Below are 14,886 nucleotides of genomic sequence, written 5' to 3' on the forward strand. Positions count from 1 at the left end.
TCTGTGGAACAAGGAGACAGACATGAACAATAAGGGCTCCAGCCTGACCCCAACTCAGGCACTGGATAAACTGGACGCGCTGTACGAGCAGTCGGTTAAAGCACTGCGTAGCGCCATTGGTAAGTACATTGAAACAGGGACGCTCCCTGACATAATCGCCCGCCATAATGGTCTTTTTGTTTACCCATCGCTTTGTGTCACCTGGGATGGCAGCGCCACCAATCCTCCGAAAACCCGCGCCTATGGCCGTTTTACCCATGCGGGCAGCTATACCACTACGATCACCCGTCCGTCGCTTTTTCGTCCCTATCTTGAAGAACAACTCACGCTGCTGTATCAGGATTATGATGCGCATATCTCCGTCGAACCGTCGCAGCATGAAATCCCTTATCCCTATGTGATCGACGGTTCTGAGCTGACGCTCGACCGCTCGATGAGCGCCGGATTAACGCGCCATTTCCCCACTACCGAGTTGTCACAAATTGGCGACGAAACAGCCGATGGTACCTATCATCCGGCGGAATTCTCCCCGCTGTCGCACTTCGACGCCCGACGAGTTGATTTTTCGCTCGCACGACTGCGTCACTACACGGGAACGCCGGTTGAACATTTCCAGCCATTTGTGCTGTTCACCAACTACACCCGCTATGTCGATGAGTTCGTGCGCTGGGGCTGCAGCCAGATCCTCGATCCGAACAGCCCCTATATCGCGCTGTCATGCGCAGGCGGGATCTGGATCACCGCTGAAACGGAAGCTCCGGAAGAGGCCATCTCCGACCTCGCCTGGAAGAAACATCAGATGCCCGCCTGGCATTTAATCACCGCCGACGGTCAGGGGATCACGCTGGTCAATATCGGCGTTGGCCCGTCCAACGCTAAAACCATTTGCGATCATCTGGCCGTCCTGCGCCCTGACGTCTGGCTGATGATTGGACACTGTGGCGGCCTGCGCGAAAGTCAGGCGATTGGCGACTATGTTCTGGCCCACGCTTATCTGCGTGACGACCATGTGCTGGATGCCGTACTACCGCCGGATATTCCGATTCCGAGCATTGCGGAAGTACAACGCGCACTGTATGACGCCACCAAAGAAGTCAGCGGCATGCCCGGCGAAGAAGTTAAACAGCGCCTGCGTACCGGTACCGTCGTCACCACCGACGATCGCAACTGGGAGTTACGCTATTCCGCTTCTGCGCTGCGTTTTAACCTCAGTCGCGCGGTGGCTATTGATATGGAAAGCGCCACCATCGCCGCCCAGGGTTACCGCTTCCGTGTCCCTTACGGCACGCTGCTGTGCGTTTCCGATAAACCGCTGCACGGCGAGATCAAACTGCCTGGTCAGGCCAACCGTTTTTATGAAGGTGCCATTTCCGAGCACCTGCAAATAGGTATCCGGGCAATCGATCGTCTGCGTGCTGAAGGCGATCGACTGCACTCCCGTAAATTACGTACGTTCAACGAACCGCCGTTCCGTTAAGGCCTGAAGGTAACTATGCACAACTCAACTCCTCTTTCCGCTCTGCGCAACCTGCTGTTAGCGCAAGGGCTGGATGGCATGATTGTTCCGCGCGCCGACGCTCACCAAAGCGAAGATTGTACACCGCATGACAATAAGCTGGCCTGGCTGACCGGTTTTAGCGGCTCCGCTGGTCTCGCGTTGGTCCTGCGCGACCGCGCATTAATGTTTGTCGATGGACGCTATCAGGTCCAGGTGCGCAATGAAGTCTCGCTGGATGATTTTGAAATTCACCATTTGCATGACGAACCGCTGGCCGATTATTTGCAGTCTCACGTTGCTGCGGGCGCGCGTATCGGCTTTGAACCGTTGCTGATGGTCAACAGCCAGTTTGAAGCACTGTCGGCGACCCATTGCGAGCTGGTGTCTCTTGAGCAAGATCCTTTCGACCAGGTATGGCTTGATCGCCCGGCAGCACCCTGCGGCATCATTCATGAAATGCCCATTGAAATCAGCGGGGAAAGCAGCACACAAAAACGTGCCCGCGTCGTGGATCTGCTCACGCAACAACAGGCCGACGTTCTGGCGATCACGCTGCCGGATAACATTGCCTGGCTGCTGAATGTGCGCGGTTCCGATCTGCCAATGGTGCCAGTGCCGTTTTCGTTCGCCCTGCTCCATCGCAGCGGCGAGCTGGAATGGTTTGTTGATAGCAACAAAACCCAGCAGCTCCCTGCTGCACTGCTGAATACGCTCACGCTGGCCCCACAAGAGAGTTTTCTTGCCCGCTGCCAGCAGTTGGCCAAAGGGAAACGCTTTTTGGTCGATAAAGACTACGCCCCGGTCGCGCTGCGTTTTGCCATTGTAGAACACGGTGGCGAAGTCTTATGGGCACCCGATCCCATCACCTTGATGAAAGCGCACAAGAATGACGTTGAACTGGCGGGTTATCGGGAATGCCATGAACAAGATGGCGCGGCCTGGGTTAACTTTCTGGCATGGCTTACGCATGAAGTTCCCTTGCGCGAAGCGGCAGGCAATCCGGTCACTGAGCTGGAAGCGCAGGCCAGGCAACTGGAATTTCGCCAGCAGCAGCCGGGATTTATCGAGCAAAGCTTCAACACGATTTCGGCCTCAGCCAGCAATGCCGCAATGTGCCACTACCATTCCAGCGAAAAAACCAATACGCCCATTACCTCTCAGGCCATGTATCTGAATGATTCCGGCGGCCAGTACCATAATGGTACGACGGATACAACGCGCACCCTCGCGTTTGGTCCACAGGATCCGCAGCGTCGTCTGCATTACACCGCTGTGTTGAAAGGCTTTTTGTCGCTTATCTCGCTGCAATTTCCCAGCGGCACTCAGGGTCATCAACTGGATGCCTTTAGCCGTCGGGCGCTGTGGGATCTGGGTCTGGATTTTGATCACGGTACGGGACACGGCGTAGGCCATCAGCTCCTGATCCATGAGCAGCCCCATCGCATTGCCAAAAAAGTAAACCCCTGGCCTCTGGTTGCGGGCAATATCATTACCATCGAGCCGGGTTATTATCTGGCCGGAGAATATGGGATCCGTATTGAGAATCAGGTGGAGATTATCAACAGTCGTCCTGGCTTCTGTCGCTTCTCAACGCTGACGCTGGTGCCGATTGATTTAAGTCTGGTTGAACTGCATCTGCTAAGTGAGGCTGAAAAGCAGTGGATTGATGATTATCACCAGCAGGTCAGAGAGACGTTATCCCCACGCGTGAACGCAGAGGCTCGTCCGTGGTTGTTCGCCGCCACTGCGCCGATTCGCGTTCAGGCCAATTAATGCATTAAATAAGGCAGCCCGCAGGCTGCCTTAATTCTCCCCAACTTTTTACTGCTTAGCTGTGACGGATGTACTCATCCATTTCAGTTTTCAGGTTATCGGACTTAGTACCGAAGATAGCCTGAACACCGGAACCCGCCACTACAACGCCCGCCGCACCCAGTTTCTTCAGGCCAGCCTGATCCACTTTGGCAACGTCAGCGACGCTGACACGCAGACGAGTGATGCACGCATCGAGGTTAGTGATGTTTTCTTTACCGCCGAATGCCGCAACCAGGGCCGGAGCCATTTCGCCGGACGCACCCGCTTTGGTGTCTTCGGTAGCATCTTCACGACCCGGAGTTTTCAGGTCCAGCGCTTTGATCAGCACACGGAAGATGGTGTAGTAAACAATCGCATAACCGATACCGACAATCGGGAACAGCCACAGTTTGCTGCTGTTACCGGACAGAACGATAAAGTCGATCAGACCGTGGGAGAACGACGTACCGTCACGCATACCCAACAGGATACAGATCGGGAATGCCAGACCAGCCAGAATTGCGTGGATGATGTACAGGATCGGCGCCACGAACATGAACGAGAACTCGATCGGTTCGGTAATACCGGTCAGGAACGAGGTCAGCGCCGCGGAGATCATGATACCGCCCACTTTCGCGCGGTTTTCTGGTTTAGCAGAGTGCCAGATAGCGATAGCGGCAGCCGGCAGACCGTACATTTTGAACAGGAAGCCACCGGACAGTTTGCCCGCAGTCGGGTCACCCGCCATATAGCGAGGGATATCGCCGTGGAATACCTGGCCCGCAGCATTGGTGTATTCACCGATCTGCATCTGGAATGGAACGTTCCAGATATGGTGCAGACCAAACGGCACCAGGCAGCGTTCAATGAAGCCATAGATACCGAACGCTACGACCGGGTTCTGGTATGCAGCCCACTGGGAAAACGTCTGAATAGCAGTCCCGATCGGCGGCCAAATGAAGGACAGAACCACACCGGTGAAGATAGCGGCCAGACCAGAAATGATAGGAACGAAGCGCTTACCCGCAAAGAAGCCAAGATACTCAGGCAATTTGATACGGTAGAAACGGTTGAACATATACGCTGCAATCGCACCGGAGATAATCCCCCCGAGAACACCCGTATCAGCAAGGTGTTTAGCTGCGATCTCTTCAGCAGGTAAATGCAGAACCAGCGGCGCAACAACAGCCATGGTCTTAACCATAATGCCGTAGGCAACAACGGATGCCAGTGCAGATACGCCGTCGTTATTGGTGAAGCCTAACGCGACACCGATGGCAAAAATCAGCGGCATGTTTGCAAAAACAGAACCGCCTGCTTCTGCCATTACGTGCGATACAACGGCTGGCAGCCAGCTGAAGTTAGCGGAACCGACACCCAGCAGGATACCTGCAATCGGGAGTACGGATACCGGCAGCATCAGCGATTTACCGACCTTTTGCAGGTTAGCAAATGCATTCTTAAACATAATTGAGAGTGCTCCTGAGTATTTGTGCTTTTCTACGTTCTCACGCATTAGCGAGGGGGGAGAACCTCGCCGTGTACAGGGCATCTAAGTACCCTTTATTTATTACACAGAGTAAAATAATTCAGTTTGTTTTTGTTTGACGGCTATCACAATTCAGTCGTGGATGGCCGTAAAATCCGCACATTCCGATAAAATGCGTTTCTGAATGTGTCAAACCGGTTATTCACCGCCCATTTTGAGGCGCTGAACTTTACTCGCTTTGCTTATTAATTACGAGCTTTAAAAAAAGTCAGTTAACGAACGGATTGCAGGCGAGAAGCGTCGATGTGAAACAGGCGGGCAAAGTTATCAGTGGTTGCCTGCGCCAGTTCTTCAACGGCAACACCTTTCACTACGGCCATATACTCCGCAACGTCACGGGTCATGGCAGGCTGGTTCTCTTTTCCACGATGCGGAACAGGCGCAAGGTAGGGAGAATCCGTCTCAACCAGCAACCTATCCAGAGGAACATAGCGGGCGGCATCACGGAGCTGATCTGCGTTACGGAACGTGACGATGCCGGAAAACGAGATATAAAATCCGAGGTCCAGCAATTTGCCCGCCGTTTCTCTGTCTTCTGTAAAACAGTGTAGTACGCCACCACAATCCGTCACTTTTTCTTCGCGCAGAATAGACAGCGTATCGGCCCGCGCATCGCGGGTATGTACGATAACTGGCTTTTGTAACTCACGGCCAATCTGAATATGATGGATAAAAGATTCCTGCTGGCGCACCTTTGTTTCCGGCGTATAGAAATAGTCCAGCCCGGTTTCCCCCATCGCCACAACGCCCTCTTCGGCGGCAAAACGGCGCAGGTCTTCAACATCATAGGCTTCATCCTGATTTAACGGATGCACGCCGCAGGAGAACACCACATTGTCACGTTCACCGACCAGTTCGCGCATACTGCGGTATCCTGGCAGAGTGGTCGCGACGGCAAGACAGAATTTCACATCGCGTGCGGCCGCTTTCGCCAGCACGTCATCCACGTCCTTATGCAGAGATTGATAATCCAGGCCATCAAGATGGCAGTGTGAGTCGACTAAAAACATAATGTCTCTCTCAAAGATGGGGAACAGGCAGTACGGTGCCTGGTTGCAGGTAATGCTCAATACGCAGGATAAGATCGGTTAACACCAGTTCACGGTTTACGCCTGTTACGTTCAGCAACTGCTGACGGCAATGACAAACGTCACCGAGTATCGCCTGTATCCGGGCGACGGATAACCGTTCTGCGATAGAAGATATCAGGTCCAGCGCGTCAGGATTGGTTAAATGGGAAACCCCATACGGACGCTTCAAGGCATCCGTCAACAACGTTGCCAGCCAGTGTAAACGGGCGGCGGCCTGATCGTGGTTTAACGCCGCGAGCAGGATATACCAGTCACCTGCGTTTAATGTGTTTGCCAGTGCCGCACAAAAATCTGTGCGATGCGCCCAGCTTTCAGCCTGTAACAACGAGAGTGCCGCACCAGGCGAACCCGCGCTCAGGCGTAATGCGCTCAACAGAGCTTCTGGAGATGCGGTCACTTCACGGGCGAGCCAGGAGATAGCGTACGACTCAGCCGGCGGCGCAAGATGGTGTAACCGGCAGCGGCTGCGCAATGTCGCCAGCAATCGCGCAGGCTCTGTGCTGGCGAGGAAAAACCAGGTTTGTGCCGGCGGTTCTTCCAGCGTTTTTAGCAGAGCATTGGCAGCAGCATCAGTTAACTGGGCAGCATCAGGGATCCACACCACTTTCGCACCGCCAAGGCGTGAATGCTCGTACAGCTTTTCACTCACTTCACGTACCGCATCAACCCCCAGCGTGCTTTTGCCTTTTTCCGGCAGCAGCGAATAGTAATCAGGATGCGTCCCCGCCTGCATCAATTGACAGCCCCGGCAGTGTCCGCAGCTTTTATGCCCTTCCGGCTGCTGGCACATTAAATAGCGACTGAGCGCGTAAATCAGCGCGTCGTCACCCATTCCGGGTAACGCCTGAATCAGTAACGCATGGTGACCACGACCCGCCTGGTAGCTGGCTACCAGTTTTTCAAAATCTGGCCGTAACCATGGGTACCATTTCATGCGCCCTGCTCCTGCACCCACTGGGTGATGGTATTGCGGATATCAGCCATCACAGCTTCCAGCGGCTGCGTAGCGTCGATGGTACGAATGCTGGCATCTTTGGCAGCCAGTTCAAGATAGCGCGCGCGGGTGCGATTAAAGAAATCGAAAGATTCCTGCTCAATACGATCCAGCTCGCCGCGTGCACGGGCACGCTTCAATCCGACTTCTGGAGTCACGTCCAGATAGAGCGTCAGGTCCGGGCGAAAATCACCGAGCACAGCATCGCGCAGGGTTGCCAGCATGTTTTGATCGATGCCGCGTCCGCCCCCCTGATACGCCTGGGTCGACAAATCGTGACGGTCGCCAATTACCCATGCGCCTTTTGCCAGCGCAGGTTTAATAACGGTTTCGACCAGCTGTACGCGCGCAGCGTAAAACATCAGAACTTCAGCTTTGTCAGTGATGACCTCGTCACCCACCGACTTAATGTCCAGCACCAGACTTCTTAGTTTCTCCGCGAGCTGCGTTCCCCCCGGTTCGCGGGTAAAAACCATGTCACGAATACCGAGTTGCTCAAGTGTCTCTACCACCACGTTACGCGCGGTGGTTTTTCCGGCGCCTTCCAGGCCCTCGATGACGATATAGTTACTGCCCATTTTTTTCCTTAAGCACTTTCAGGTAATCCTGCACGGACCGGTTGTGGCTGGCAAGATTGGTGTTAAACGTGTGACCGCCTTTACCGTCAGCCACGAAATAGAGGTACGGCGTTTTTGCCGGATGCGCCGCGGCCTGCAATGAGGCCTCTCCCGGCATGGCAATCGGACCAGGCGGCAACCCCGTAATGGTATAGGTGTTATAGGCGGTCGGGGTATCTAAATCCACACGCGACAACTTGCCATTATACCGTGACCCCATCCCGTAAATCACCGTCGGATCGGTCTGTAAACGCATGCCAATCCGTAAGCGGTTAATAAAGACGGAGGCCACCTGGTCACGCTCGCTGGCAACCGCAGTCTCTTTTTCGATAATAGAGGCCATGGTTACCAGCTGATTTTTGTCCTGATAAGGCAGGCCTTCAGCGCGCCCTTCCCAGACGGAGTCTACTGCTTTAACCATTTTCTGATGTGCGCGTTTTAGTAACGCCACGTCAGTTGTTTTGGCGGTATACATCCAGGTATCTGGCCAGAACCAGCCTTCCACCCATTGCGGGTTTTCCAGCTTCAGCGCCTGAGCAACGGTCTCGTAATTATCATCGCTCAGCGTATGTTTGATGTACGGGGCGTCGCGCAGTTGCTTGAGGTAGTCGCTCAGACGCATCCCTTCAACCAGACGTAACGGGAACTGCGCCTCTTTACCGCTTTCCAGCAGCTGCAACATGTCCCGTACCGTCATGTCGGGCGTAAAACGGTAGGTTCCGGCTTTAAAATGCGACAGTTCGGGTTCAACACGCAGCAGCCACTGGAACACACGCGGACGATTGATGATTTTTTCGCGATAAAGTTGCTCGCCCAGCACCAGACGCCCGGTGCCTGCCTTCAGGGAAAAAATAGCCTCTTCTTTGATGAGTAGCGTACTGTTCGCCAGTTGGCGAACTTTCCACGCGCCGAACCCGGCAGCGATACCCATCACTACCAGCAACAATAATAAAACGCCTAACAATTTCTTCATGCTAATCAGACAACTCACACAGTGGGGCTAAATATTGGTAAAGTTCACGCGACGGCCAGCGTTGGCCCTCAAATTTTTGCACCGGAACAATCGGCATCAGTGCATTGCAGATAAAAACTTCGTCCGCATCGACCAGCGTCTCAAGGCGAGCGGCAACTTCAGCCACCCGATATGGCGAAGCGGCGAGCTGCCTGATAATGTGCTGGCGCATAATACCGTTAACGCCCGCCTGATCGAGACACGGGGTAAACACATCCATTCCCCGGCGCCAGAATAAATTCGCGGCACAGCATTCCGTAAGCCACCCTTCGCTGTCAAGGACCAGCGCCTCATCGGCGTTTGTCTGCTCAAGATGAGCGCGGATCAGCACCTGCTCCAGTCGATTAAGGTGTTTCAGGCCAGCAAGTAACGGATTTCGTCCTAATCGCACGGAGCTTTGCGACAGAGTTATTCCGTGCTGACGCCAGGTGGCATAATGCGTCGGAGCAGGGGTTCCGCTAACAATTCGCGTAGGGGTATGGCATCCCGCCAGGCCGTAGCCCCGTGATCCGGCTCCGCGGGTTAGGATGACCTTGACCACTCCGGTATTATCAGCCCTGGCAATCGTCTGCATCTCCTGGCGCAAATCAGACCATGCCGTAAAAGGGATCATCAGTACGTCGCACGTTTTCTGCAGCCTTTGCAGATGCATTTCCAGCAACTGAACACGCCCGTTCACCACGCGAGCCGTGGTGAAGCACCCGTCACCAAACTGAATGCTCCTATCAGTTACAGCAAGATTTTCAGCAGGCTGGCCGTTAATTACAAACATGCTTTCTCCTCGTTCTCTTCGTCAAGAGTGCCTTTCATGACCATTTTATGCAAGCATCACCTGGTCCATTGCGCACCGTGACTGACCTAATAGGAAAGACTGATTTTGGCATGCAAGAACCATAAATATACATTCACAAAAATTATGAACATTAAAAAACCCCCTTTATATTTCTCCCTGTCTCGCTAAAAATCATAAAGCAAAACGACTCTCCATTTAAATCAAACACCCCAGATCCCCGCTTTTTATTTGAATGAAAACAAGGCATTCCAAATCACATTTGCAGAACCAATTAATAATTAAAATTAATACAAACAACTAATAATCAAACAACAAGATATAATCACGACAAATACAATCCAAGTCATTAACATTCAGAAAGAAAAAAACAAATTGAAAACAAAAAAAACAAGTCACTATAGTATTACCGAAGCAGCACGATATATAATATTATCATTAGCACCTACCATGCCTATATGTAAGCCATGTATTGTTATGCTCAAAACCGAACCTATTACTCCACTCGATAAGGATTAGTCAAATGGAAATGAAACATTTAAATAGTTTATTAGGTATCGCTTTAATTGGTTCTGCGTCACTAGCAAATGCTTCGGTTACTGAAGTAAATGCCGGAACCATTAATTTTAATGGTAAAGTTGTCTCTCCACCTTGCGTAGTAGCACAGAGCGATAATAGCAAAAACGTTACACTGAATGACGTTGCAAAAAACCAGTTCTATGGCTCTGGCGCTTCAATTGCCTCTGTAGGACAGGTCGGCAGCCAACCGGCTGAGTTTACGATTCATCTGGAGCAGTGTGATACCAGTCAGGCGCAAGATGTAACCTTTAAATTTAAAGGCGAGACTGATACCAGTAATAGCGAGGTGCTGAAAAATATCGCGGCCAGCGATGCAGCAACTGGCGTCGGCGTGGCGCTCTTCGAAAACGATGGCACAACTCCCGTTAAAATTAACGAAAGCACTACAACCCCGCTCATTATTCCAGTGGGAGCAGCAACTGGCGAGCAAACCTTTAAAGCCGACTATATTGCAACGGAATCAACGGTAAGTATCGGAGATGTATTAGCTACCGCCACTTTCGACGTAACGTTTAACTAACGCCCCCCCCCTTCATGACAGAGCATCAGAGGGCCACTTGTTGCGAAGGGGGATTTATTTCATCACCCTCAACTGTTAAGTAACGGATTACATATATTAAGGCACAGGACTATGCTTATTTTACATCGCCTTCTCATTTTCCTATTTATTTTGTTCTCTCTCCCAAATGCCAGTTCAGCGGATACATCACTCGTCGGCGGCATTGGGTTAAATAGTTCACGAATTGTCATCGCGTCGGGTGAAAAACAAACAATGCTCGGAGTGCGTAATACCAGCCCCAAACAACACTTCCTGGTGCAATCCTTTATTGAAGACTTTTCCAGAAATAAAGTTAATGATTTTATTATCACACCGCCTTTATTTGTTATGAATCCGCAAGATGAAAACAGTTTACGCATCATTTATACCGGGAAAAAACTCCCGGACGATCGCGAAACGCTTTACTGGATTAATGTAAAAGCAATTCCCTCCTCTGAAAGCGAAAAACAGGGAAACTCACTGAAAATTGCCATTCAGAACCGTATTCGTCTGCTAGTTCGTCCACATGATCTGTCAGTGAAGTTTAGCGATGCGCCGGGGATGTTGCAGTTCCGCCGCGACAACGCTGACCTAATCATCAATAATCCGACACCGTATTACCTTAGCCTGGTCAATGTTCAGGTCGGCGCCGCAAAACTGCCCAGTAATACCATTGAACCGTTTAAAGAGACCTATCTGCCACTCCCCGTCGGGGCAAAAGGGGCAGTTTCTTTCCAGACTGTGAATGATTACGGTTCCTATACGCCTGTTATCACAAGGGCGATGAAATGAAAATTCATCGTAATGCCGCCTTTTTATGCGGTTGCCATCTCTCTGCTATCGCTTTGCTCTGCGCAAGCGATAGCGCAGGGGCGGATAAACTCCATTTTGATCCGGCATTTTTATCTAACGACCCCTCTGCCGTCGCGGCGCTCGACCTTTTTGAACAAGGCGCAACGCAACCGCCTGGAAAATACCACGTTGAGCTGTGGCTTAATAATGAGCATACCGGCACCCAGGATATCGCGTTTGAGCTTAACAACGGCACGTTAGAGCCCTGCTTTAGCGACGCTGAATTTAAAATGTTAGGTATCAAACCTCCCCCCGGGAAAAAACCGGTCGCAGAGGGCTCATGCCAGGTTATCACTCATCAAATCGATGGTACGACGGTGAATTACGACACTCGACGCCAGGTGCTCAAAATCACCGTGCCACAGATTTTGATACAGCAAAACGCCCGTGGTTATATTGACCCTGCGGAGTGGGATGACGGTATCACCGCGCTTCGGTTTAACTACCAGTATAGCGGCAGCACCGGTAGCGGCGGGATGTCCGGTGACGATAACTTCCTCAATCTGCAAAGTGGCCTCAATTTAGGCCCCTGGCGCCTGCGCGACTACTCCACCTGGAACAACCAAAACAGCAGCAGCAACTCCTCTGGCGGTAATTTTCAGCATATCAGCACCACGTTAACACGCAGTATTAACGCGCTACGCAGCACACTGATGCTGGGCGACACCTGGACCTCTGGCGAGCTTTTTGACAGCATTAACTTACGCGGTGCACAACTGGAATCTGAAAATGGAATGTATCCAGACAGCTTGCAGGGCTTTGCACCGACCATTCATGGTACGGCCAGAAGTAATGCCCAGGTCAGCGTAAAACAAAACGGTTATGTGATTTACCAAACTTATGTTCCACCGGGTGCTTTTGTGATTAACGATCTCTATCCGGCGGCATCTAGCGGCGATCTGGAAGTAACTATCAAAGAGTCGGATAACAGCCAAAGCAGCTTTATCGTCCCTTACGCCGCCGTTCCAATGCTGCAGCGCGAAGGGAGAGTCAACTACAACATTGCGGTCGGTCAGTACCAGTCGAACGACAACCATCAGGATAATCCGGAGGTGGCGCAGGCCCAGTTATTCTGGGGGCTTCCCTATAACACCACGCTGTATGGCGGCATGCAGTGGTCAGACAAATATCGTTCACAGGCGCTCGGTCTGGGTATGAATATGGGAAGTTTAGGCGCTATCTCTGTGGACGTGACTCACGCCGATAGCACCCTGATCGATGACTCCAGACACAGTGGTGAATCGTATCGTTTCCTTTACTCCAAAACGCTAGAGCAGACCAATACCCACATTCAGTTGGCGGGATACCGATATTCCACACGCGGCTTCTATACCCTACAGGACACGACATGGAACAGAATGTCGGGGGATAAAGCATCATGGAATGAAGACGACGACCGCACCGTACTCAACACCTGGAACCTGGGCCAGAATAAACGCTCGCAGTTTCAGTTCACACTTTCCCAATCACTGGCCGAATGGGGATCCGTGTTCGTGAGTGCGGATAATCAGGATTACTGGAACTCCAGTGCGTCAACCCGCAATATCCAGACCGGTTACAACGGTACGCTCGACAAGCTGACCTACAGCGTAACCTACAGCTATAACAAGATAAGCGGCAGCAGCAACGACCGTATCCTGTTCATTAACCTCTCTGTCCCATTGAGTGCATTTTTACCCGCTTCGGATGATTACAGCAGCGCCCGCAACCTCGCCTGGGTTAGCTATAGCAACAATACGGACAGTAATGGTAACAGTAGCAACAGCCTGGGGCTCTCCGGCACGCTGCTCAAAGACAGTAACCTGAACTACAACATCAGACAGAACGTCAGCAACCAGAACACCAGCTACGGTGGTAATGCCAGTCTGGGCTACCGGGGTGCCAGAGCACAAACCAACCTTGCGTATAGCTACGACACTCACGGCAATCAGCTCAGCTATGGAATTCAGGGCAGTGCCCTGGTACACGCTAACGGCATCACCTTAAGCCAGGAACTCGGCGATACCAACGTGCTTATCAAAGCGCCAGGGGCGGAGGGTGTGGCACTGGAAAATGCCACGGGAATTAAAACTGACTCCCGCGGTTATACAGTGATCCCCTGGGCGACCGCCTGGCGACAGAACCGTATCGCCCTGCGTGCTTCGGATATCAACGATGACGTAGAGATCACCCACAACGTCCAGTATGTCGTTCCCACCAAAGGAGCCATCGTGCGCGCCGAATTCAACGCCAAAGTGGGCGCGCGCGCGCTGATCACCCTAACTCACAACGGCAAACCGATTCCCTTCGGTGCCACGGTAACTGGCGAAGAAAACGACAATACCAGTATTGTTGGCGATGACGGGCAAGTCTTTATGAGCGGCCTTGCCGCGCAGGGAATACTGAAAGCAAGCTGGGGTAAAAACACCAACCAGCGCTGCCAGGCAAATTATCAGCTATCAGCCAACGATACGCCGTTGTTACAACTACAGGTGGAGTGTCAGTAATGAAGAGAATCTTAAAAGCCACCCTTCCCTGCCTGGCGCTTATCATGAGCGTTGGCTTTTCCCACAGCGTACTCGCCTACACCGGCTGGTGTGCTGCGGGTTCTGATACCAGAACACCGGGAATAGGAACCGCTCACCAGTATATTTTCTCACTCAATACAACGGTCAGCGATGTCACGAAGATCACCCCTGGACAAACAATCCGCAAGGACTGGGATGAGGGAGGGACATACGTCGGCTGGTGCGACAACGAACCTGGCGTAAAAACCGAAACCTGGTTTAAAGCCAACCCAGGCCCACAGCTTACAAGTGAAGCTCCTGGCAATGCCCGTTTCTATTACATCCCAGGTACCGATAACACGCTTTCTGTCCAAACACACATATATATTGTTGGCCATGGTGAGCTGCGCGTGCCGCTGAATGATGCCAGCAATTTGGCGCCTGACGATCATTCCAAACCCGGTTTTCACTGGAGCAGCGGGGGTGAGGGATATATTATAGTGCGGATAGAGAAAGAACTCGCCTCGTCTCGTATCGTCATCCCACCAACAGTTGTCGCTGAGCTGTGGGGTTCACATACCAAAGGCTCTTACGGCCCCTCTCCTATGGTACAAGTTATTGTCTCGGGTTCAATCATCGTGCCGCAGTCTTGTACTATCAACGCCGGATCAACGCTGTCGATAGATCTGGGTAATGCATGGGCGGCAGACTTTAAAGTACCGGGGGCAAAACCCGACACCTATGAACCAAAAGTGATCACCGTGAAAGCCCACTGTGACAATGTTCACGCAACAGAGCAGCTCAGTCTCGGGATGGAAGCCACTGCCGCCGCAGGTGGCTATGGCGCGATTAAAACCACTAACGACAATATCGGCATCATGCTCTCGGCGCAATCAGCCCAGAGCCCGGAAACGCAGCTCCTGACAAGCGACCCCTCGATACGCGTGCCTTTCCTGTTAGATACGCACAACGGCGAAGCAACAATCACGCTGAAATCATGGCCAGTAAAAGTATCGTCGGATGATCCCGCCCCTGGCAGCTATTCAGCCACAGCGTTACTGGATGTGTATGTGCCATAAGGAGGGA

At 52.3% G+C, this 14,886-nt stretch carries 12 protein-coding genes; 6 read left to right on the forward strand and 6 right to left on the reverse strand.

The annotated features are described in order from the left end of the window. The first annotated feature begins 22 nt into the window (after positions 1-22). A complete protein-coding gene (locus HVZ52_RS13790) occupies positions 23-1,477 on the forward strand; it encodes an AMP nucleosidase (RefSeq protein WP_016152657.1) in 1,455 nt (484 codons plus the stop codon). 15 nt (positions 1,478-1,492) lie between these two features. After that, positions 1,493-3,271 carry an aminopeptidase P family protein gene (locus HVZ52_RS13795; protein WP_131352093.1) on the forward strand — a complete coding sequence of 593 codons (1,779 nt, stop codon included), beginning with the start codon at positions 1,493-1,495 and terminating at the stop codon, positions 3,269-3,271. A 55-nt stretch (positions 3,272-3,326) separates the two neighbouring features. Here HVZ52_RS13795 and ptsG read toward each other — a convergent pair whose 3' ends face one another. The 6 genes from ptsG to pabC all read right to left on the reverse strand — a co-directional run bounded on the left by ptsG (position 3,327) and on the right by pabC (position 9,327). After that, on the reverse strand, positions 3,327-4,760 hold the full coding sequence (ptsG, locus tag HVZ52_RS13800) for a PTS glucose transporter subunit IIBC (RefSeq protein ID WP_016152655.1): 1,434 nt from the start codon (positions 4,758-4,760) through the stop codon (positions 3,327-3,329). 293 nt (positions 4,761-5,053) lie between these two features. Beyond that, positions 5,054-5,851, reverse strand: a complete 798-nt coding sequence (locus tag HVZ52_RS13805) for a metal-dependent hydrolase (protein WP_016156196.1) — start codon at positions 5,849-5,851, stop codon at positions 5,054-5,056. 10 nt (positions 5,852-5,861) lie between these two features. Further along, positions 5,862-6,866, reverse strand: coding sequence for a DNA polymerase III subunit delta' (gene holB, locus HVZ52_RS13810; protein ID WP_016152653.1), 1,005 nt, complete (start codon positions 6,864-6,866; stop codon positions 5,862-5,864). Then, positions 6,863-7,504: a dTMP kinase gene (gene tmk, locus HVZ52_RS13815; protein WP_016156195.1), complete on the reverse strand. Its 642-nt coding sequence runs from the start codon at positions 7,502-7,504 to the stop codon at positions 6,863-6,865. Before tmk ends, holB begins: the two co-directional genes overlap by 4 nt. Further along, the gene (gene yceG, locus HVZ52_RS13820; RefSeq protein ID WP_181598343.1) at positions 7,494-8,516 is read right to left on the reverse strand and encodes a cell division protein YceG; all 1,023 of its coding nucleotides are present in this window, start codon (positions 8,514-8,516) and stop codon (positions 7,494-7,496) included. Before yceG ends, tmk begins: the two co-directional genes overlap by 11 nt. Before the next feature lies 1 nt (position 8,517). Further along, a complete protein-coding gene (gene pabC, locus HVZ52_RS13825) occupies positions 8,518-9,327 on the reverse strand; it encodes an aminodeoxychorismate lyase (protein ID WP_181598344.1) in 810 nt (269 codons plus the stop codon). Positions 9,328-9,868: 541 nt separating this feature from the next. Between pabC and HVZ52_RS13830 the strand changes: the two genes are divergently transcribed. The 4 genes from HVZ52_RS13830 (at position 9,869) to HVZ52_RS13845 (ending at position 14,879) form a co-directional block, all read left to right on the forward strand. Then, on the forward strand, positions 9,869-10,444 hold the full coding sequence (locus HVZ52_RS13830; RefSeq protein ID WP_181598345.1) for a fimbrial protein: 576 nt from the start codon (positions 9,869-9,871) through the stop codon (positions 10,442-10,444). Between the two features lie 111 nt (positions 10,445-10,555). Beyond that, positions 10,556-11,254, forward strand: coding sequence for a fimbria/pilus periplasmic chaperone (locus HVZ52_RS13835; protein ID WP_181598346.1), 699 nt, complete (start codon positions 10,556-10,558; stop codon positions 11,252-11,254). Continuing rightward, positions 11,251-13,800 (forward strand): fimbria/pilus outer membrane usher protein, encoded by a 2,550-nt coding sequence (locus HVZ52_RS13840; protein ID WP_181598347.1) that lies wholly within the window; start codon positions 11,251-11,253, stop codon positions 13,798-13,800. The genes HVZ52_RS13835 and HVZ52_RS13840 overlap by 4 nt, the downstream gene beginning before the upstream one ends. Beyond that, entirely contained in the window at positions 13,800-14,879 is a 1,080-nt protein-coding gene (locus tag HVZ52_RS13845) for a fimbrial protein (RefSeq protein WP_181598348.1), read from the forward strand. Before HVZ52_RS13840 ends, HVZ52_RS13845 begins: the two co-directional genes overlap by 1 nt. Positions 14,880-14,886: the final 7 nt, after the last annotated feature.

Origin of the sequence: Citrobacter sp. RHB36-C18, from assembly GCF_013814485.1 — a bacterium.
In the GTDB taxonomy this organism is placed as follows: Bacteria; Pseudomonadota; Gammaproteobacteria; order Enterobacterales; family Enterobacteriaceae; genus Citrobacter; species Citrobacter braakii.

What these genes read in the sequence shown, in the direction of transcription:
- HVZ52_RS13790 (WP_016152657.1), top strand. Translation starts at nt 23, where the DNA reads ATGAACAATAAGGGCTCCAGCCTGACCCCAACTCAGGCACTGGATAAA.
- HVZ52_RS13795 (WP_131352093.1), top strand. Translation starts at nt 1,493, where the DNA reads ATGCACAACTCAACTCCTCTTTCCGCTCTGCGCAACCTGCTGTTAGCG.
- ptsG (WP_016152655.1), bottom strand. Translation starts at nt 4,760, where the DNA reads ATGTTTAAGAATGCATTTGCTAACCTGCAAAAGGTCGGTAAATCGCTG.
- HVZ52_RS13805 (WP_016156196.1), bottom strand. Translation starts at nt 5,851, where the DNA reads ATGTTTTTAGTCGACTCACACTGCCATCTTGATGGCCTGGATTATCAA.
- holB (WP_016152653.1), bottom strand. Translation starts at nt 6,866, where the DNA reads ATGAAATGGTACCCATGGTTACGGCCAGATTTTGAAAAACTGGTAGCC.
- tmk (WP_016156195.1), bottom strand. Translation starts at nt 7,504, where the DNA reads ATGGGCAGTAACTATATCGTCATCGAGGGCCTGGAAGGCGCCGGAAAA.
- yceG (WP_181598343.1), bottom strand. Translation starts at nt 8,516, where the DNA reads ATGAAGAAATTGTTAGGCGTTTTATTATTGTTGCTGGTAGTGATGGGT.
- pabC (WP_181598344.1), bottom strand. Translation starts at nt 9,327, where the DNA reads ATGTTTGTAATTAACGGCCAGCCTGCTGAAAATCTTGCTGTAACTGAT.
- HVZ52_RS13830 (WP_181598345.1), top strand. Translation starts at nt 9,869, where the DNA reads ATGGAAATGAAACATTTAAATAGTTTATTAGGTATCGCTTTAATTGGT.
- HVZ52_RS13835 (WP_181598346.1), top strand. Translation starts at nt 10,556, where the DNA reads ATGCTTATTTTACATCGCCTTCTCATTTTCCTATTTATTTTGTTCTCT.
- HVZ52_RS13840 (WP_181598347.1), top strand. Translation starts at nt 11,251, where the DNA reads ATGAAAATTCATCGTAATGCCGCCTTTTTATGCGGTTGCCATCTCTCT.
- HVZ52_RS13845 (WP_181598348.1), top strand. Translation starts at nt 13,800, where the DNA reads ATGAAGAGAATCTTAAAAGCCACCCTTCCCTGCCTGGCGCTTATCATG.